The organism is Microbacterium sp. 2MCAF23 (assembly GCF_052115565.1).
GTDB lineage: Bacteria > Actinomycetota > Actinomycetes > Actinomycetales > Microbacteriaceae > Microbacterium.
This window is the reverse complement of the sequence record NZ_JBFRGY010000006.1, coordinates 105,545-122,719: the sequence shown is the minus strand read 5'-3', so window position 1 is coordinate 122,719 and position 17,175 is coordinate 105,545. Positions and strand designations below refer to the sequence as shown.

At 71.1% G+C, this 17,175-nt stretch carries 15 protein-coding genes; 8 read left to right on the top strand and 7 right to left on the bottom strand.

Annotated elements, in window-relative coordinates; translation table 11 throughout:
- Nucleotides 1-26: 26 nt before the first annotated feature.
- A complete protein-coding gene (katG, locus tag AB4078_RS08220) occupies nt 27-2,243 on the top strand; it encodes a catalase/peroxidase HPI (RefSeq protein WP_441976706.1) in 2,217 nt (738 codons plus the stop codon).
- Nucleotides 2,244-2,386: 143 nt separating this feature from the next.
- Nucleotides 2,387-3,154 (top strand): aquaporin, encoded by a 768-nt coding sequence (locus AB4078_RS08215; protein WP_441976705.1) that lies wholly within the window; start codon nt 2,387-2,389, stop codon nt 3,152-3,154.
- 61 nt (nt 3,155-3,215) lie between these two features.
- Here AB4078_RS08215 and AB4078_RS08210 read toward each other — a convergent pair whose 3' ends face one another.
- A complete protein-coding gene (locus tag AB4078_RS08210) occupies nt 3,216-4,208 on the bottom strand; it encodes a stage II sporulation protein M (protein WP_441976704.1) in 993 nt (330 codons plus the stop codon).
- A 16-nt stretch (nt 4,209-4,224) separates the two neighbouring features.
- Between AB4078_RS08210 and AB4078_RS08205 the strand changes: the two genes are divergently transcribed.
- Nucleotides 4,225-5,073, top strand: coding sequence for an RDD family protein (locus AB4078_RS08205; protein ID WP_440732316.1), 849 nt, complete (start codon nt 4,225-4,227; stop codon nt 5,071-5,073).
- Nucleotides 5,074-5,086: 13 nt separating this feature from the next.
- Here the strand turns inward: AB4078_RS08205 and AB4078_RS08200 are convergent, their stop codons facing one another.
- The gene (locus AB4078_RS08200) at nt 5,087-5,293 is read right to left on the bottom strand and encodes a DUF3499 family protein (protein WP_159576472.1); all 207 of its coding nucleotides are present in this window, start codon (nt 5,291-5,293) and stop codon (nt 5,087-5,089) included.
- Nucleotides 5,294-5,437: 144 nt separating this feature from the next.
- On the opposite strand from AB4078_RS08200, the gene AB4078_RS08195 reads away from it, so the two are divergent.
- Nucleotides 5,438-5,881, top strand: a complete 444-nt coding sequence (locus AB4078_RS08195) for a hypothetical protein (protein ID WP_441976703.1) — start codon at nt 5,438-5,440, stop codon at nt 5,879-5,881.
- Between the two features lie 38 nt (nt 5,882-5,919).
- Here the strand turns inward: AB4078_RS08195 and AB4078_RS08190 are convergent, their stop codons facing one another.
- The 3 genes from AB4078_RS08190 to AB4078_RS08180 form a co-directional block, all read right to left on the bottom strand.
- Nucleotides 5,920-7,320, bottom strand: a complete 1,401-nt coding sequence (locus AB4078_RS08190) for a DUF5719 family protein (protein WP_441976702.1) — start codon at nt 7,318-7,320, stop codon at nt 5,920-5,922.
- Nucleotides 7,317-10,469 (bottom strand): glycosyltransferase, encoded by a 3,153-nt coding sequence (locus AB4078_RS08185; RefSeq protein WP_441976701.1) that lies wholly within the window; start codon nt 10,467-10,469, stop codon nt 7,317-7,319. The genes AB4078_RS08190 and AB4078_RS08185 overlap by 4 nt, the downstream gene beginning before the upstream one ends.
- 182 nt (nt 10,470-10,651) lie before the next feature.
- Nucleotides 10,652-10,969, bottom strand: a complete 318-nt coding sequence (locus AB4078_RS08180) for a WhiB family transcriptional regulator (RefSeq protein WP_082076464.1) — start codon at nt 10,967-10,969, stop codon at nt 10,652-10,654.
- 210 nt (nt 10,970-11,179) lie between these two features.
- Here AB4078_RS08180 and AB4078_RS08175 point away from each other — a divergent pair, with 210 nt between their 5' ends.
- The 4 genes from AB4078_RS08175 (at nt 11,180) to AB4078_RS08160 (ending at nt 15,559) form a co-directional block, all read left to right on the top strand.
- Nucleotides 11,180-12,586, top strand: a complete 1,407-nt coding sequence (locus AB4078_RS08175) for an O-antigen ligase family protein (RefSeq protein WP_441976700.1) — start codon at nt 11,180-11,182, stop codon at nt 12,584-12,586.
- Complete coding sequence (locus AB4078_RS08170; RefSeq protein WP_440732321.1) at nt 12,583-13,878, top strand: O-antigen ligase family protein; 1,296 nt, start codon at nt 12,583-12,585, stop codon at nt 13,876-13,878. The genes AB4078_RS08175 and AB4078_RS08170 overlap by 4 nt, the downstream gene beginning before the upstream one ends.
- A 113-nt stretch (nt 13,879-13,991) precedes the next feature.
- Nucleotides 13,992-14,966, top strand: a complete 975-nt coding sequence (locus tag AB4078_RS08165; protein ID WP_441976699.1) for a glycosyltransferase family 2 protein — start codon at nt 13,992-13,994, stop codon at nt 14,964-14,966.
- Entirely contained in the window at nt 14,966-15,559 is a 594-nt protein-coding gene (locus AB4078_RS08160) for a hypothetical protein (RefSeq protein WP_440732323.1), read from the top strand. Before AB4078_RS08165 ends, AB4078_RS08160 begins: the two co-directional genes overlap by 1 nt.
- A 70-nt stretch (nt 15,560-15,629) precedes the next feature.
- On the opposite strand, the gene AB4078_RS08155 is transcribed toward AB4078_RS08160, so the two are convergent.
- Both AB4078_RS08155 and AB4078_RS08150 read right to left on the bottom strand, forming a co-directional pair.
- On the bottom strand, nt 15,630-16,367 hold the full coding sequence (locus tag AB4078_RS08155) for an ABC transporter ATP-binding protein (RefSeq protein ID WP_441976698.1): 738 nt from the start codon (nt 16,365-16,367) through the stop codon (nt 15,630-15,632).
- A complete protein-coding gene (locus AB4078_RS08150) occupies nt 16,367-17,161 on the bottom strand; it encodes an ABC transporter permease (protein ID WP_441976697.1) in 795 nt (264 codons plus the stop codon). Before AB4078_RS08150 ends, AB4078_RS08155 begins: the two co-directional genes overlap by 1 nt.
- Between the last annotated feature and the right edge of the window lie 14 nt (nt 17,162-17,175).

The window sequence follows — 17,175 nt, the reverse complement described above, 5'->3', positions numbered from 1 at the left end:
CCACGAAAGAACAGGAAGGATCAGCCTTGACTGACGAACTCACCTGCCCGATCGACCACGCCGGCGGCGCCCCCGCGCCGCGCCCCACCGGTAGCCGCACCGGCAACACCGACTGGTGGCCTGAGCGCCTGAACCTGCGCCAGCTCGCGAAGAACCCCGCCGTCGGCGACCCGCACGGCGAGGACTTCGACTATCGCGCCGCGTTCGAGGCGCTGGACCTCGACGCCGTCAAGCGCGACATCGCCGCGCTGCTCACCGAGTCGCAGCCGTGGTGGCCGGCGGACTTCGGCAACTACGGTCCGCTGATGATCCGCATGGCCTGGCACTCCGCCGGCACGTACCGCGTGTTCGACGGCCGCGGCGGCGGCGGCAACGGCCAGCAGCGCTTCGCCCCGCTGAACAGCTGGCCGGACAACGTGGGTCTGGACAAGGCCCGCCGCCTGCTCTGGCCCGTGAAGAAGACCTACGGCAAGGCGCTGAGCTGGGCCGACCTGATGATCCTCGCCGGCAACGTCGCGCACGAGCAGATGGGCATGCCCACCTTCGGCTTCGCCGGCGGCCGCCCCGATGTGTGGGAGCCGGACGACGACGTGTACTGGGGCTCCGAGAAGATCTGGCTCGACTCCAGTGCCCGCATCTCGACCGATGAGCAGGGCGAGCGCTCGCTCGCGAAGCCGCTCGCGGCCACCATGATGGGTCTCATCTACGTCAACCCCGAGGGGCCCGAGGGCAACCCGGATCCGCTTCTCGCCGCGAAGGACATCCGCGAGACGTTCGGTCGCATGGCGATGAACGACGAGGAGACGGTCGCCCTCATCGCCGGCGGCCACACCTTCGGCAAGACCCACGGCGCGGCCCCCGAAGCGGGGAACGTCGGCGAGTCGCCCGAGGGCGCCCCGATGGAGCAGATGGGTCTGGGCTGGAAGAGCAGCCACGGCGCCGGACACGGAAACGACACGATCGGATCCGGCCTCGAGGTCACCTGGACCTACCACCCCACCCGCTGGGACAACGAGTTCTTCCACATCCTGTTCGCCTACGACTGGGAGCTCACCACGGGCCCCGGCGGCGGCAAGCACTGGAAGCCGACCGATGGCGCCGGATCGGACTCGGTCCCGGAGGCACAGGGCGAGGGTCGCCGCGAGCCGCGCATGCTGACCACCGACCTGGCCCTGCGCGAGGACCCGATCTACCGCGAGATCTCGCTGCGCTTCAGCCAGGACCAGGCCGCGTTCACCGATGCGTACAGCCGGGCCTGGTTCAAGCTCACCCACCGCGACCTGGGCCCGAAGACCCGCTATCTCGGCGCCGAGGTGCCCGCCGAGGACCTGCTCTGGCAGGACCCGGTGCCCGCGCACGAGGGTGCGCTCATCGGCGCCGCCGAGATCGCCGACCTCGAGCAGCGCATCGCCGCGACCGGTCTCAGCGTCTCCGACCTGGTGTCGACCGCGTGGGCCGCGAGTTCCTCGTTCCGCGGCAGCGACAAGCGCGGCGGCGCGAACGGAGGCCGGATCCGCCTCGAGCCGCAGCGCAGCTGGGAGGTCAACCGGCCTGTCGAGCTCGCCCGCGTGATCGCGGCGCTGGAGGGCGTGCAGGAGGCGTTCAACGCGACCGGCGGCGCGCAGGTGTCGTTCGCCGACCTCGTGGTGCTCGCGGGCAACGTCGGCGTGAAGCAGGCCGCGGCCGCCGCGGGGCGCGCCGTGGAGATCCCGTTCACGCCGGGACGCACCGACGCCACGCAGGAGCAAACCGACATCGAGTCGTTCCAGTACCTGAACCCGCAGGCCGAGGGCTTCCGCAACTACGTCAGCGACGTGGCCCGTGCGATCCCGGCGGAGGTGCTGCTCATCGACCGTGCCGGCCTGCTGACGCTCTCCGCACCCGAGATGACGGTGCTCGTCGGCGGTCTGCGCGTGCTCGGCACGAACTGGGACGCCTCGCCCTACGGCGTGTTCACCCGGACGCCTGGCGTGCTCACGAACGACTTCTTCGTGAACGTGCTCGACCTGAACACGACCTGGAAGCCGCTCGATCCCGGATCCCACGTGTTCCAGGCCACCGACGACGCGACCGGAGAGACGACGTGGGTGGGCACCCGCGCCGACCTCGTCTTCGGCTCGAACTCCGAGCTGCGGGCGCTGGCCGAGGTGTACGCCAGCGATGACGCGAGCGCGAAGTTCGTCGACGACTTCGTGAAGGCCTGGGTCAAGGTCGCCGAACTCGACCGCTACGACGTGCGCTGATCCCGCGATCCCACCGCAGCGCGAACGACCGACGGCCCGTCCCGATCCCGGGGCGGGCCGTCGGCGCTGCGGTGCCGCGCACGGCTTCGCCGGTAGTGTCGCTGAGGGCGGCGCCCGCTCGGCGCCCGACAGCAAGGAGTCCCATGTCCCGCATCGAATCGCCCGCGACGCCGGCGTCCCCGCTCCCCGCTCGCCTCGTCGCCGAGGGGCTCGGGACGTTCCTGCTGGTGGCCGCCGCGATGGGCACGGCCCTGTTCGCATCGAACCACTTCACCGACCCCGGAGCGCAGGGGGCGATCTACCTCGCCGTCGCGCTCGCCGTCGGGCTCTCGGTGCTCGTCGGCGTCTACGCCTTCGGACCGATCTCGGGCGGCCATTTCAATCCGGCCGTCACGCTCGGCGCCGCCGCGGCCGGCCGCATCCCGTGGAAGGACGCCGGTCCCTACGTCGTCGCGCAGTGCGTCGGCGGCGTCGTGGCGTCCACCGTGCTCACCCTGATCGGCACGTTCGGTCCGGACGGCTGGCTGCCCCGGGCGCAGGACGCGGGCTTCGCCAGCAACGGCTGGGGCGCGCTGTCCCCCGGCGGCTTCGGCGTGTGGGCCGCGATCATCGCCGAGGTCGTGTTCACGGCCTTGTTCCTCTTCGTGGTCCTCGGCGTCACCCACCCCGTGCGCGGCACGCCGTTCGCGGGCATCGCGATCGGCCTGACGCTGACCCTCGGCGTCCTGGCGACCCTGCCCATCGACAACGCATCGCTGAACCCGGCGCGATCGCTGGCCACCGCGATCTACGGCGGCGTCGCGCCGCTCGCGCAGCTGTGGGTATTCCTTGTGTTCCCGATCCTGGGCGCCCTGATCGCCGGATTCACCTACCGCGCGCTGTTCGACGCTCCCGTCCCCGCCGAGCGCTGAAACCCACGACTCCGGATCCACGTCACGGAACCGGCCGCGACGGCCCGCGATCGCGGCGCGCTCAGCCGGCAACGAGCGTCGGTGTGCCGGCCTCGAACTCGGTGAGGTCGCCGCTCTCGCCGAGTCGCTGGGCACGACGGCCCGCGATCAGCATGTAGGCGAGGAAGACCGCCAGCGCGAGCGCGCCGATCCCGATCTTCACCGGCCAGGGCAGTCCCCAGCCGGTCACGAATCCCTCGACCAGGCCGGAGAGCCCGAGCGCGAACACGAGCCCGATGGCGACGGTGCCGAGCGAGCGCCCGGCGACCGCGAGGGCCTCGCCGCGGGTGCGCTCGCCCGGCACCAGCCAGGCCCAGAAGATGTGCAGGCCCGCCGCAGCGGCGACGAAGATGCAGGTGAGTTCGAGCATTCCGTGCGGCAGCAGGTAGAGCACCACCACGTCGCCGCGCCCGAATGCGAACATGACCCCGACCGCCAGGCCCACGTTCACGGCGTTCTGCATGAGCACCATGATCGGCCAGATGCCGGTGACCCCGAGCAGCACGCACTGCGCGGCGATCCAGGCGTTGTTCGTCCACACCATGCCGGCGAACTCGGCCGCCGGATTCTCGGTGTAGTAGTCCGTGAAGGAGTGCTCGACGTAGTACTTCAGATCGGCCTTGGATCCGAGTGCCGCGACGAGCGCGGGATCCGAGGTGATCCAGATCGCCACGCCGACGACCACCGCCAGGCTTGCGAGCGCGATGACCAGCGTGGTCCAGCGCAGCCGGTACAGCGCCGCGGGAAGCTGCTGGGTGAAGAAGCGACCGGTCTGCCGGAGCACGTTGTCGCCCTGACCCGTGAGTCGCAACCGTGCCCTGGCCAGGATCGTGGAGACGTGCGCGCTCTGCGGAGAGGATCCGACCGAACTGCGCAGATCGGCGAGATCCGCCGATGCCGCCCGGTAGCGAGTGATGAGCTCGTCGACACCGGCGCCGTCGAGCGACTGCCGGCTGAGCTCGTCCAGGCGCGCCCACTCGCGGCTCCTGGCATCGGCGAGTGCGTCGGCGTCCACGTGTTTTACTGTACCCATGTCGGATGCCAGCGCCTCGAACGCCGTGGGCGCTGCGCACTCGATCGCCGCACTCGACAGCGACGACGAGGTGCTCTCGGGCGAGGCCGTCGCGATCGAAGTGCAGCCCGTCGGCCTCTTCTTCCGCACGCTGGGCGCCCTGATCGACGCGGCTCTGAGCTGGGCCGTCTTCCTCGGCTACATCGCCGTGCGCTATTGGATGCTGGGCGCGTTCGGGGATCCCGCCCTGGACCGGATACTCGCCGTGCTGGCGCTGGTCACCGCGTTCGTGATCGTGCCGTGCACGATCGAGACCCTCACCCACGGCCGCAGCCTCGGCAAGCTCGCCGTGGGCGGACGGATCGTGCGCGTCGACGGCGGCGCGGCCGGATTCCGGCACGCTCTCATCCGTGCGCTCATCGGCGTCTTCGAGACCTACCTCACGTTCGGGGCCGTCGCCTTCCTGACCGCGGCCTTCACCGCGCGATCGCAGCGTCTGGGCGACCTCGTCGCCGGGACGTACAGCCAGAAGGTGCGCACGCCGCGCCTGGCCGCGCGCGTGCCGGTCATGCCGCCGGGCATGGAGTCGTGGGCGGCGATCGCGGACGTGGCCCGCATGCCCGATCGGCTCGCACGGCGCATCTCGCAGTTCCTGGACAGCGCGCCGCAGCTGCTCCCGCCCGCCAGGGCGCGGATCGCGTATGAGCTGCTGACGGAGGCGTCGGCGTTCATCTCGCCGGTTCCCGCCGCACCCCCCGAGGCCGTGCTCGTGGCCGCGACGGTGCTGCGCCGGGAGCGCGAACGGCGGGCGCTCGCGCTCGCCGATGCGCGTGTGCAGCGCCTCAGCGGCGTGGACGTCGGCGTCTAGACCCCGCGAGCCCTCAGGCCCGCAGCGTCTCGTGGCGGACGACGATCCAGCCCGCCGGCACGGAGAGGCGCTCGGCATGGATCGCGCACAGGTCGTGCGCGTGCGGGTCGTTCTCGACGCCGAGCGGCCCGAGCGCCGCCATCTGGTCGCCGTAGTCGTAGGTGAGGGTCGCCACGGCCTCGCGCGCGCAGCCCACCTTGGAGCAGAGTCGTCCGTACATCCCCTTCAGGCTACGACCGCGCACCGCCCGCGCCGGGATGCCGCGCGCACGTGAGTCGGATCCGCCCATCCGCGGAGGAACAGGCGAGGTCCGGACCGAACTGCCGGTGCCGCCTGGACCGCCGGTGCCGCCTAGACTTGCCGCATGCGCCGTGCTCGTGGATCCCGCCGTGCGGTCGTCCCGCGCCGCGGCGACCGGCACGGCCGGCACGGCCGTCTGGGCCGCAGCTCCGTGGTGCGGCCGCCGCTGCCACCGCTCGACGGGCGCCTCGACACGTTCGACCTGCACGTCGGCTCCGCGGTCGAACTGCTGCGCTCGATGTGGCCGGACCTTCGCCCGGTGCGCATCGAGATCGCGGCGATGCCCACCCATGCGGATCCGGACGGTCTGCCGCGCTGGCTCGTGGACACCCAGGCGCAGCGCATCGTGCTGTTCCGTGTGCCCATCGAACGGCTGCTCGAGCCCGGTCACGACGACAGCGCGCACCGCCGCGTCGCGATCGAGGGTGCGGTGTTCCGCGCGGCGGCGCAGTACATCGGACGCGAGCCGTGGGAGATGGATCCACGCGGCTTCGACACCGACGAGTGACGCGCCCGACGGAGCAGCGACGCTAACGCCCGGCCCGTCTAGCGCTGGTAGACCGTGATCGGGGCCGCTGCGGCGTCCGTGGCCCAGACCGGATACCCGGCCAGCCGGCCGATGCCCGAGTAGACCACCGCACCGCGCACCGCGGTCGGCGAAGACAGCGAATATGTGGTGGAAGCGCTGACGGTCACTGTGGCAGCCCCATCGGGCTGCAGCGTGACGCGCTGGGTCGCCCCGCCGTCGATCGGGGTGAGCTCGACCGTGGTCGCCTGGTCCGAGGCGTTCTGCAGGTGCAGCTGCGGTGCCGGCCCGTCCGCCACGGCGAAGGCCGTGGTGCCGGTGATGACCGGGGCCGGAGTCATCCAGGCGAAGTCGGATCCCTTGGCGGACCCGGTGGTCTGCCAGGCGGCGGCGACGACCGGATTGCTCGCGGTCACGTCGATGGCATACAGTCCGGGCTTCAGCGCGGAGAAGTTGACGGATCCGACCTGGCCCGCCGTGAGCTTCACCGTCTTCGGCTCGCCGATCTTGCTGCCGTTGGCGGCGTTGCGTGGCTGCAGCGTCACGGTGGCGTCGGCGTCGGGCGCCAGCAGGCGGACCGCCGTCGAGGCGTTGTCGTCGTCGTCCGACCCGACCACCGCGCGTACGCCGAGCAGAGAGAACTCCTTCTGGGGCTGCGCGATGGCGTCCTGCACGTCGATGCCGACCGGATCCAGGGTGCGGATCAGACTGGACTGCAGCGCCGCGCGCACCGGTGCACCACTCGAGGTCACCTCGACGACGGGGCTGCTCTCCCCCGCCGACCCCGCGACGAGCGGGACCGTGGACTGGGTGCCCGCGGGCACGACCAGCTCCGAGGAGTGCGTGCCGCCGGCCGAACCGTACTCGGTGAACGTCACGGTCGCCGTGACGGCGCCCGGGTTCGCGATCAGCAGGATGTCGCTCGATCCGGTGGTGCCGGCGCCGCCGACGATCCACGACTCCATGCTCGGCGGACGGCAGGCGGACGCCGCGAAGCCGGAGAGGTCGTCGGCGGATACCGTGACGGACTGGGCAGCCGCGGCCAGGGCGGACTCGCGATTCTGCGGGGAGGCTGTGAACGCCGGCGCCGAGGTCGCGCCCACCACATCGGACATGCCGAGCTCGCCCGGGGTCAGGTTCTCGCCCGCCGAGGCGCCGCTGACGAGGTTCGGGCTGCCTGCGACGCTGAGCTGGGATGCCTGCGCGGCGTCGCGCCCGAGCGCCAGGAAGGACCCGGTGCAGCTGAGCAGAGTGTCGCCCGCCACGGGTTTGACCGTGGAATGAGCCGGTGTGTGCGCGATCGTGGGCCAGGCGGCCGGGATCGCGATGACCGCGCCGGCCACGCAGGCCGCGGACACGACGACGCCTGCGACCAGGCGAGCCCCGGTGGCGACGAGACGCACGGAGGTCCTGCTGCTCATTCGTCGGCCTCCTTCGCGGGCGCGGATGCCGTATCGGCGGGAGCGGATCCGGGGTCCTGGGGTTCGGGTTCGGGTTCGGGATCTGGATCCGCAGCTGCAGACGGATCCGCAGGCGTCGCGTCGGGATCCGCCGGCCGATCGGCCGAGTCCGCGTCGCTCTCGACCGGAGCTTCCTCGAAGTCCGCCTGGGCAGGCGGTTCCGTCCCGGGAGATGCCTCGTCGTCGATCACGGTGTCGGGCGCGGCGGCGCCTTCTGCCGCCGCCGCTTCGCCCGGGATCACGACCGAACCGGACGCGCCCTTGCGCTTCTTCGGCGCGCGGGCGGGGCGCTCGCGTGCCGGCTTGACCGGTCGGGGAGCGCGCTCCGGCAGCACGCCGACCGCGCGCGGAACGGCTCGCGCGGCCCGGCGCGAGGCACGGGTCGGGATCGACAGCAGCAGCGCGGCGAGCAGCACGATCAGCTCCACCGTCACGACCAGCTGCGCTGTGGCGCGCTGCCCGGCGCTCATCCCCGCGCGCGTGGCCGGCTCGGCATCCATGCGCCACAGCACCCCGCGAGGCGTCTCGCCGACGCGCACGAAGCCCGCGCGCTGATCCAGGGCCGTGGCGGACTGCAGGCGCAGCGAGCGCTCCGCCGAGGTCTCCTTCTCCGAACCCGCCTGAAGCAGCACGAAACGCACTCCCAGCGCGCCGAGCGCCTTGGGCGCATCGAACTGTCGCGCAGAGACGAGATCGACCGACAGTTCGGTGTAGTCCTTGCCCGGCGCCGAGGTCGCCGTGTTGATGATCGTGGCCTGCGCGCCGAGGGTGGCACTCGCACCCCACACCACCGTGGTGGCGAGGGCGCCGTCCGGCTGGGCGCTGAGCACGAGCGTTCCGAGCTCGCGGTCGGCGCGGGCCTGGGCGTTCACATACGCGGGCAGCGTGGTGAGGTCACCGCGCTGGATCGTCGCGGTCCCCGTGACGAACGACACGGCGGTCGGCACCGCGCACACCACGATTCCGGCGGCGGCGATGAGCGCCGCGGCTCCGCGCAGCGCCGGGCGGGTGATCGCGCAGTCCAGGGTCACCAAAGCTCCGCCCAGCACGCCGATCCACGCGAGGCTCAGTCCGGATCCTGGCCAGATCGGCACGGCCTGCGACTGTGCGAACGCGACCGCGACGCCCACCGCGGCGAACGCGGTCGCGAGCCCGGTGGCGGCGACGAGGAGGGATCCGATCCCCACGCTCCACCGACGTGTGATCGTGGAGAACACCGCGAGCACGGCGAGCGGGGCGCCGAACCAGAGCACCCAGGACGCGTCCTTCACACCCAGCAGCGTCGGCCAGCCGGCCTGGTCCATGGTGGGCAGTCCGGCGAGCAGCGACAGACGCCCGGCCGCATCCGCGGCCGCCTGCGGCGCCACGACGATCGCACCGGGATCCGACAGCAGAGCCCACAGCGAGCCGTGCGCGAGGTGCCAGATCACGAGCGGGGCGAACACGACGACGGCCGGAACGAGCACCCAGACCATGCGCACGGCGCCGCGTACCGAGCGTCGAGCGAGCAGCCACACGATCGCGATGAACCAGAGCAGCACGAAGGCCGGCGCGAGCGACGGCGCGCACGCCAGTGCGGCCGCCGTCAGCAGCGACGCCGCCCCGGCCGCCCCCCAGGAGCGCTGGGCGACGAGGGCGGTGTGCAGCACCCAGGGCAGCAGCAGGTGCAGCAGCACCGCGGCCGGGCGCCCTTCGGCGAGCGCGATCAGGAAGGCGGGCGACAGCGCCCACACGACGCCGGTCAGGATCCGCAGCCCCGGCTTGTCGGTGATGCGGGTGGCGGCGAACCATCCGCCGAGCACGGCGAGCGGCAGGGCCGCGACCCAGAGCAGCAGCAGAGCGTATGAGGGCGATCCCGGCCAGAGTGAGCCGAGCACGGCCAGCACGCCGGAGAACGGATCCGCGGGGCCGACCACGTCGATCCCGAAGCCGCGCTGCCCGTAGGCGGCGTCTCGCCACAGCGCGCCGACGGTCTGCCGCAGCGGCAGCATCGCCCCGCCACCGAGGGCGGGCCAGGCCAGCAAGGAGGCGAACAGTGCGACGCCGGCGACCAGCGCGCCGAGCACGGCCCAGGCGCCGCCCCCGGAGAAGAACCCGAGTTCCTCGTGCACCCCGGCCTCGGTGCCGTGCCCGTCATCGAGGCGCTGGCGCAGTTGGGCTCGAGTGACCCGGAGCGGAGCGATGCTCGCCCAGCTCGCGCTGCGATCGGCGCGGATCGCGCGCCGAGAGCGCGCTACGGCGGATCCTGAGACCATCGTGATGCCGGCGGCGCCCCACTCCGGAAGCACCGCGGCGGGACGCTTCCCGGTCAGGTGCGTGATCGAGCGCCACAGCGCGAGGGGCAGCAGCGAGAGCCAGTGCAACGGCACGGCCGCAGCGGGGGCGTAGCTCAGCCGACGATGCAGCTGTGCGCGGCGGCGGGCGAAAGCGTCCGCCGCCGTGCCCTCGACGTCGGCGCCGTCGTCCACGGCGATCCTCGCTCCGGCGGCGAGCGCCATGCGGCCGCCGGCGAGGCGGGCACGGATGCCCAGATCGAGCCCCTCGTCGCGGCCGCCCAGACCGGCGTCGGGGCGCAGCCCGCGACCGGCGCGGAGGAGCAGCCCGCGCGCATCCGCGCCGAGCGCGTCGTCCATGCCGTCGTGCTGGCCCTGGTCGAGTTCGCCCCGTGCAGGGTCGACGGCGCGGCCGAGGCGGGTCATGCTCTGCCCGAACGACGCGATGCGGTGCTCGTCGACATCGCTCACGAGCTTGGGAGCGGCGATCGAGGCCGCCGGCGAGCGCTCCAGCGCGCCGGCGAGCTGCTCGAGCGCAGTGGGAGCGGGGGCGCAATCCTCCGTGAGAATCCACAGCGCCGCGCCCTCGGCGACACGCGGCAGCGCGAGCGACACCGCGGCGGCCAGGGTCGTGGAGGCCTTGGTCTCGATCACCGCTTCGGCGGCCTCGGCGACGCGGGCGCTGCCGCGGAGGGCGCTCGAGGAGCCGCACGCGACGATCGTCAGCGCATCCGGCCGGCGGGTCTGCGCGGCGAGCGCATCGAGGGCGCGCAGCAGGCGCGCGAGGGAGGTCGCACCCGAACGGGCGACGAGGACGGCGTGTACTCGGGCAGACATGACGGGGTCAGCCTAAGCGGCCTGTCGCCGGAGGGAGGACTGGGACGTGGGCGCGTCCCGGTATTCCTGGCAGACGCATTGCGGGGACCGCGACCGCGCAACCGAAGCGGCGGGGCTGCGAGGGCGCCGCGTTTCGTCTCGGTCGATCGCTTCGCGCTGGTCCTCGCTCAACGACCGATTCGTCAGCCGGCGCGGCGCTTGAGCTTGCGGCGCTCGCGCTCCGACAAGCCGCCCCAGATCCCGAAGCGCTCGTCGTTGTTCAGGGCGTATTCGAGGCATTCGCCCCGCACGTCGCAGGTGGTGCAGATGCGCTTGGCGTCGCGGGTCGAGCCGCCCTTCTCCGGGAAGAAGGCCTCGGGGTCGGTCTGCGCGCACAGCGCGTCGCTCTGCCACGCGAGTGCATTGTCGTCGCCCTCGGTCGGGCGGCGGACGCCCGGCACCCCCAATTGGACCGGATCGACGAACCAGTCATCGGGAACGTCTGAACGGTATGCCGTCATGTCGCCCTCTCCCTCGTTTCCCCCCGGGTGCGCCGCGGGCCGCGTTGCATTACTAATTACACCCGTGTCATTCGCCCTGGTCAAGTCGCGGATCGTAAACCCTCAAGCACGCGTTGAACGTTCTTCGACGTCCTCGGCGTGTCGCGACGGCGTGTCGGAGACCGGCGGCGCTCCCGGCGTCCCGAGGTGCGGGCGGTACTCTGAACCACGATGGCGCAGCACTCCAGACTCTCCACGGCCCCTCCGCCGAGCGCTCCGGCACGCGAGTCCACCCGGCATCTGCTGCTGCGCGCGCACATCGTGCTGCTGCTCTTCTCCGTGTTCGCGCACACCGCGGTCTTCAATCTGCTCGGCGTGGACGGCGCGGCCGTCGTGCTGGGCGTACTGCTGCTCGGCACGCTCGGGCTCGCGATCCCCCGCATCGCCCTGGCGCGTCCCGCCCGGTTCCCGTGGCGACGGATGCCGTGGACGGCCCTCGGCTACACGGCACTCGCCCTGCTCTCGGTGTTCTGGTCCGGCTGGCCGTGGGCGACGCTGCTCACCTGGACGCTGCAGGCGGCGATCACCGTCGTCGCGCTGTTCATCGCGTTCACGCTGAGCTGGCATGAGATCGTGCGAGCGCTCTCGAGCGCGCTGAAGTGGATCCTGGGTCTCTCGCTACTGCTCGAGCTGTGGGTCGCGCTGGTGCTGCGGCATCCGCTGCTCCCGTTCTTCTCGGACCTGCCCGCGGGCAAGCCGGATCCGCACTGGTACTGGGTGCGCGGCGATCTGTTCGACGGCGGCCGGGTGCAGGGCATCGTCGGCAACTCCAACACGCTGGGTATCCTCTGCGCGTTCGCTCTGGTCGTGTTCGCGCTGCTGTACGCGCAGGGTGCGCGGCGCCGGCCGGCACTGCTGGTCTGGATCGTGCTCGCCGCTTTCTTCTTCCTGCGGGCCGGATCCGCCACCGCGTACGCGTCGTTCGCCGTCGGCGTGCTGGTGCTGGGAGCCGCCCTGCTCATGCGTCGCACACGCACACCGGGCGCCCGCAGCCGGCTGTACGCCGTGTTCACCGCGGTCGCCGTCGCCGGCGCCGCCGCCGTCTGGTTCGCCCGCGACGCGCTGTCCGGCGCGCTGGGCAAGTCCTCCGACCTGACCGGGCGCCTGGAGATCTGGCGCAAGGTGTGGGAGCGCGCCGTGCACCGTCCGGTCTTCGGCAACGGCTTCTCCTCCCCCTGGGTGCCGTGGGATCCAGCGTTCCACGACTGGATCATCGACCACCGCATCACCGTGTTCATGGCGCACAACATGTGGCTCGACGTGTTCCTCCAGCTCGGCATCGTCGGTGTGCTGCTGATCGCGGTCGCGTTCTTCGCATTCGCGTGGCGCGCCTGGTTCTTCGCCGTCGACCGACCCCGCTGGGATCTCGTGCGGGACCGCCCCTACGCGGCGTTGTCGCTGCTGCCGACCGTGCTGGCCGGGATGCTGCTCGTGCTGGGGCTGGCCGAGTCGACGCCCATCATGCTGTGGGGCTGGCTGCTGCTCGTGATGCTGTCGTTCAAGATGAAGATCTCGCCGTTCGTGGGATCCGGACCCGGCGAGGGCGCACCGCCGCAGTCGCGTCGGCAGACGGCATGACCACTCCACGGCGACGCCTGGCGAGGACCCTCGCCTCGGTCGAGATGGCGCGCGCCTACACGACCTGCGCGCTGCTGAGCGTGTTCGGATCGTTCGCGATCTCCGCGTTCACCTCGCCCGCGACCCTCAACACGATCATCGCCGTGCTCTGCGTGACGGGTGTCGGCATCCTGTGGGTGCGCCGCGAGGAGCTCAGCCCGCTGCGGATCGCGCCGTCGACCCTGCTCGCGTTCCTCGCGTGGACGCTCGCGAGCGCGGTGTGGTCGACCGCGTCCACGGCGACGCTCAAGGCCTGGGCCGCCCTCGCCGGATACGCGGTGATCGCGGTCGTCGTGGGCCACATCCGGGACACCCTACAGACCGTGCGCGCACTGGGCGATGCCCTGCGGATCCTGCTCGGCGCATCCCTGGTCGCCGAGATCATGAGCGGAGTCCTGCTGGACATGCCGTTCCGCTTCCTGGGAATCCAGGGCGAGATCGCCGCCGGGGGTCCGATCCAGGGGCTCTTCGGCACGCGCAACATGCTCGGACTCATCGCCGTCATCGCCGTCATCACGTTCGTGGTGGAGTGGCGTTCGCAGTCGTTGTCGGCCGGGATCGCCATCCCGTCGGTGGTGCTGGCGGGGTTCCTGGCGCTCTTCTCCGCCTCCCCCACCGTGCTCGTGCTCGCGGCCGTCGTGGGCGCAGCAAGTGTGGCACTGGTGATCGTGCGCCAGGCTCCGGTCGCACGGAGGCGCCCGCTGCAGTGGACGATCGGCGGGGTGGTGCTGGCGGCGCTCATCACGACCGCGATCTTCCGGCACCGCATCGTCGCGCTGCTCGACGCGGGCAGCGACTTCAACACCAGGGTCGAGCTGTGGAGCACCCTCTCCCCCTACGTGCAGCAGCGTCCGGCTCAGGGATGGGGCTGGTTCGGCCTGTGGAGCGACGCGCTGTACCCGTTCAACTCGATCAACTACTTCACGAGCGATCACCACGGCAGCGCTCTGAACGCCTTCTTCGATGTCCTCCTGCAGGTGGGGGCGGGCGGTTTCCTGCTGTTCTGCCTGCTCGGCGGGATCGCGCTCGTGCGCTCCTGGCTGGTCGCGAGCGTACGGCGCTCGGTCGTCTACGCCTGGGCGCCGCTGGTGCTCGTCGCGCTCGCCGTCGACTCCGTGTTCGAGAGCTTCACGATCGTCAATGCGGGCTGGTTCCTGCTCGTGCTGTGCGCCCTGCGCGCCGGCCAGTCACGGTCCTGGCGGGAGAACATCGACGCCGTGCAGACGAGTTCGACACCGCTGCCGGATCGTTGAGAGGCGGGCTGCGACCTCGGACAAGCACGAGGCGCGCGCACGCGTTCGCAGGGTTGCCCGGGCTTCCGCGGGTAGGCTGGAGGCCTCCCCTCACCTTCTCTGGAGCGACATCCGTGACCCCTGACCCCCAGAACGCCGCTGCCGGCTTCGACCCGGCCACCGCGACGATCGTCGTCGTCACCTACAACCGCTCGCACCTGCTGACGGGGCTGCTGGACAGCATCGTGCAGATGGACCCGAAGCCGGGACGCGTCGTCATCATCGACAACGCCTCCTCCGACGACACCACTGACGTCGTCGACTCCTACCGCTCGCGGATCGGCGCGGAGATCGTGTACCGGCGCCTGGAGACGAACACCGGTGGATCCGGCGGATTCAGCGAGGGCATGCGCACCGCGTACGAGCTGGGATCCGAGTGGATCTGGATGATGGACGACGACGTCGAGGTGCTGCCCGACGGTCTCGCCAGGATGGGCGCATGGGCGCCGCGCTTCAAGAGCATCCAGGGGCGCCGCTACGACTACGACGGCAGCGCGTTCTACTGGCAGTACCGGATCGCGGAGCGCATGGGCATCCCGATCCCGTTCGCTCCTGCCGGCTTCGACGCCACGGGGTTCAAGCCGATGAACAGCGGTTGCTTCGAGGGCATGTTCATCCACCGCTCGATCGTCAAGGAGATCGGGCTTCCGGATCCCCGGTTCTTCATCTACTGGGACGACCAGATGTACGGCTGGCTCGCCTCGCGGCGCACCCAGGCCGTGATCGTGGACGAGTTCGTGCTGCGGCGCACCCGCGAGATCAAGCAGTGGGACATGGGCGTGCGGCACATGAACGCGTCCAGCAACGCCTACCGCTACTACATCATGCGCAACCGCGCGTACCTGAAGCAGTACTACCGCGCGCATGACGTGTACAACCCCGTGCTGTTCGCCCTCGGCACCTCGATGACCTTCGCCAAGGAACTCATCCGCCTGGTGTTCGTCGAGCGCACCGTGCGCGGCACCAGCAACCTGTTCCGCGGGCTGCGGGACGGCGGGAAGATCGGCCGCGACCGCAGCTGGCGCCCGATGCCGGCCCTGGAGGACTGATGAGCGAGCAGAAGCCCGAAGCTGTCTGGATCTTCCCCGAGGAGCCGAAGAAGCGCGGCGGCCGCATCGCCCTGATCATCGGACTCATCGTGGCGGTGCTGATCGTGGCGGCCGTCGTGGTGCTGTTCCTGATCCCGCGAGGCGACGGCACTCCCGCGCCGACCCCGAGCCCGACGACGTCGAAGACGGCGACCCCGACGCCCACGGCATCCCCCACTCCCACCACGCCTCCGACCGATCTGCCGACCGCACCGGCCACTTCGCCGCCTCCGGTGCCGGATCCCTCCGTCGACCAGTTCCGCGCGCAGGTGCAGCCGCGACTCGACGACGCATCCACCGGCCTCGACCTCGTGCAGAACCAGAGCGGCGACATGGCGGTGCAGATCGTCGACTCGCTGCAGAACGACGCGCAGAACCTGGCGGGCCAGCCCGCGCCCGCGTCGATCGCGACGCAATGGGGCGAAGCCGTGAACGCCTACGCCGCCCGGCTGCAGTCACTGCGCTCGGCCTACGCCGGTGGATCCGACCCATCGGGACCCCTGGTCGACGCGCGCGCCGCGCTCGGTCAGCTGCGCTCGCTCGTCGGACTCTGATCGGATCCGGTCCCGGCGAGGGCGTCACCGGCTTCCTTCAGCGCGCCGATCAGGCGCGGTCAGGGTCGCATCAGGCGTTGTCGGCGTTGTAGCGGTCCAGCACTTCGCCGATCGACGCGTCCAGCACGAGCCCGCCCTTGTCCAGGTACAGGCCGCGCGTGCAGAACCGGCGCAGGTCCTTCTCGTTGTGCGACACGAAGAACAGCGTGCGGCCGTCGGCGAGCAACTCGTCGATGCGCTGATAGCACTTCTCGCGGAACGCCTTGTCACCCACGGCGAGAACCTCGTCGACGAGCAGGATCGGCTCCTCCAGCTGGGACACCACGGAGAACGCCAGGCGCACCTTCATGCCGTTGGAGAGGTGCTTGTACGGGGTGTCCTGGAACTTCTCCAACTCGGCGAAGTCGATGATGTCGTCGTAGCGCGCCGCGATCTCCGCGCGCCCCATCCCGTGCAGCCCGGCCGTGAGCCGCACGTTCTCCCGCACGGTGAGGTCGCCCACGAATCCGCCGGTGAGCTCGATCAGCGGGGCGACTCCGCCCTGCACGCGCACCTGCCCCTCATCGGACAGCATCACGCCGGCGACGAGCTTCAGCAACGTCGACTTGCCCTGGCCGTTGCGGCCGACCACGCCGATCGCCTCGCCCTGCCGCACGGTGAAGGAGACGTTCCGCAGCGCCCAGAACTCGCCGGGACGGTTCCGCCGGTTCTTGCCGGCGAAGAGGTCCTTGAAGCTGCGCCGGCCGCGACGGCCCAGGCGGAACCGTACGCCGAGCCCGTCGACCTCGATCGCGGAGTGCTGGGTCATCACAGCTCCTTCAGCACATCGCGCTCGAGGGAGCGGAACGTGAGCAGACCGAGGGCGAGGAACACCACGGTGACGACGGCGCCGATGATCACGGGCTCGGGCTGCCACTGCCCCGGGAACAACCCCACCCGGTAGAGCATGAAGATGCCGGACAGCGGGTTCAGGGCGCCGAGGAAGTGCAGCTCGTGCGGCAGATCCTTGAATCCGTAGATGATCGGCGAGATGTAGAACAGGGCCCGGAGGATGAGCGCCGTGGTGCGCTCGAGATCGGTCCACAGCACGCAGAGCGGCGCCACCAGCAGCCCGAGGCCGAACAGCAGCACGGTCTGCCAGATCATCGCGACCGGGAACAGCAGCAGGGACCAGTTCGCCTGAGCTCCCGCGAACACGGCGAAGAGCACGAGCACCGGGATCGCGAAGGTGAACTCCAGGCCCTTCGTGAGAATCACGCGTACGACCCAGATCGACCGGGGGATCGCCGTGGAGCGGATCAGGCGTGCGTCCTTCTTGAAGGCGCGGGTGAACTCCCCCACCGCGGTGTTGAACCACACCCAGGGCAGCAGCGCCGTGATGAGGAACACGATGTAGGGCTGCTCCCCCACCTGACCGCGATGGAAGACCTGCGTGAACACGAACCAGTAGATCGCGCTCATCACCAGCGGATCCAGCACCGACCACAGGTAGCCGAGCACGCTCGTCGCGTATCGCACCCGCAGGTCCCGCGCCGACAGCAGCCACAGCGAGTGGAAGTAGCGCCGGGGCGTTCCGGGTGCGCCGGCCGTCGTGTGACTCACAGTTCCGAGTCTAG

What these genes read in the sequence shown, in the direction of transcription:
- AB4078_RS08215 (WP_441976705.1), top strand. Translation starts at nt 2,387, where the DNA reads ATGTCCCGCATCGAATCGCCCGCGACGCCGGCGTCCCCGCTCCCCGCT.
- AB4078_RS08205 (WP_440732316.1), top strand. Translation starts at nt 4,225, where the DNA reads ATGTCGGATGCCAGCGCCTCGAACGCCGTGGGCGCTGCGCACTCGATC.
- AB4078_RS08200 (WP_159576472.1), bottom strand. Translation starts at nt 5,293, where the DNA reads ATGTACGGACGACTCTGCTCCAAGGTGGGCTGCGCGCGCGAGGCCGTG.
- AB4078_RS08195 (WP_441976703.1), top strand. Translation starts at nt 5,438, where the DNA reads ATGCGCCGTGCTCGTGGATCCCGCCGTGCGGTCGTCCCGCGCCGCGGC.
- AB4078_RS08190 (WP_441976702.1), bottom strand. Translation starts at nt 7,320, where the DNA reads ATGAGCAGCAGGACCTCCGTGCGTCTCGTCGCCACCGGGGCTCGCCTG.
- AB4078_RS08185 (WP_441976701.1), bottom strand. Translation starts at nt 10,469, where the DNA reads ATGTCTGCCCGAGTACACGCCGTCCTCGTCGCCCGTTCGGGTGCGACC.
- AB4078_RS08180 (WP_082076464.1), bottom strand. Translation starts at nt 10,969, where the DNA reads ATGACGGCATACCGTTCAGACGTTCCCGATGACTGGTTCGTCGATCCG.
- AB4078_RS08175 (WP_441976700.1), top strand. Translation starts at nt 11,180, where the DNA reads ATGGCGCAGCACTCCAGACTCTCCACGGCCCCTCCGCCGAGCGCTCCG.
- AB4078_RS08170 (WP_440732321.1), top strand. Translation starts at nt 12,583, where the DNA reads ATGACCACTCCACGGCGACGCCTGGCGAGGACCCTCGCCTCGGTCGAG.
- AB4078_RS08160 (WP_440732323.1), top strand. Translation starts at nt 14,966, where the DNA reads ATGAGCGAGCAGAAGCCCGAAGCTGTCTGGATCTTCCCCGAGGAGCCG.
- AB4078_RS08155 (WP_441976698.1), bottom strand. Translation starts at nt 16,367, where the DNA reads ATGACCCAGCACTCCGCGATCGAGGTCGACGGGCTCGGCGTACGGTTC.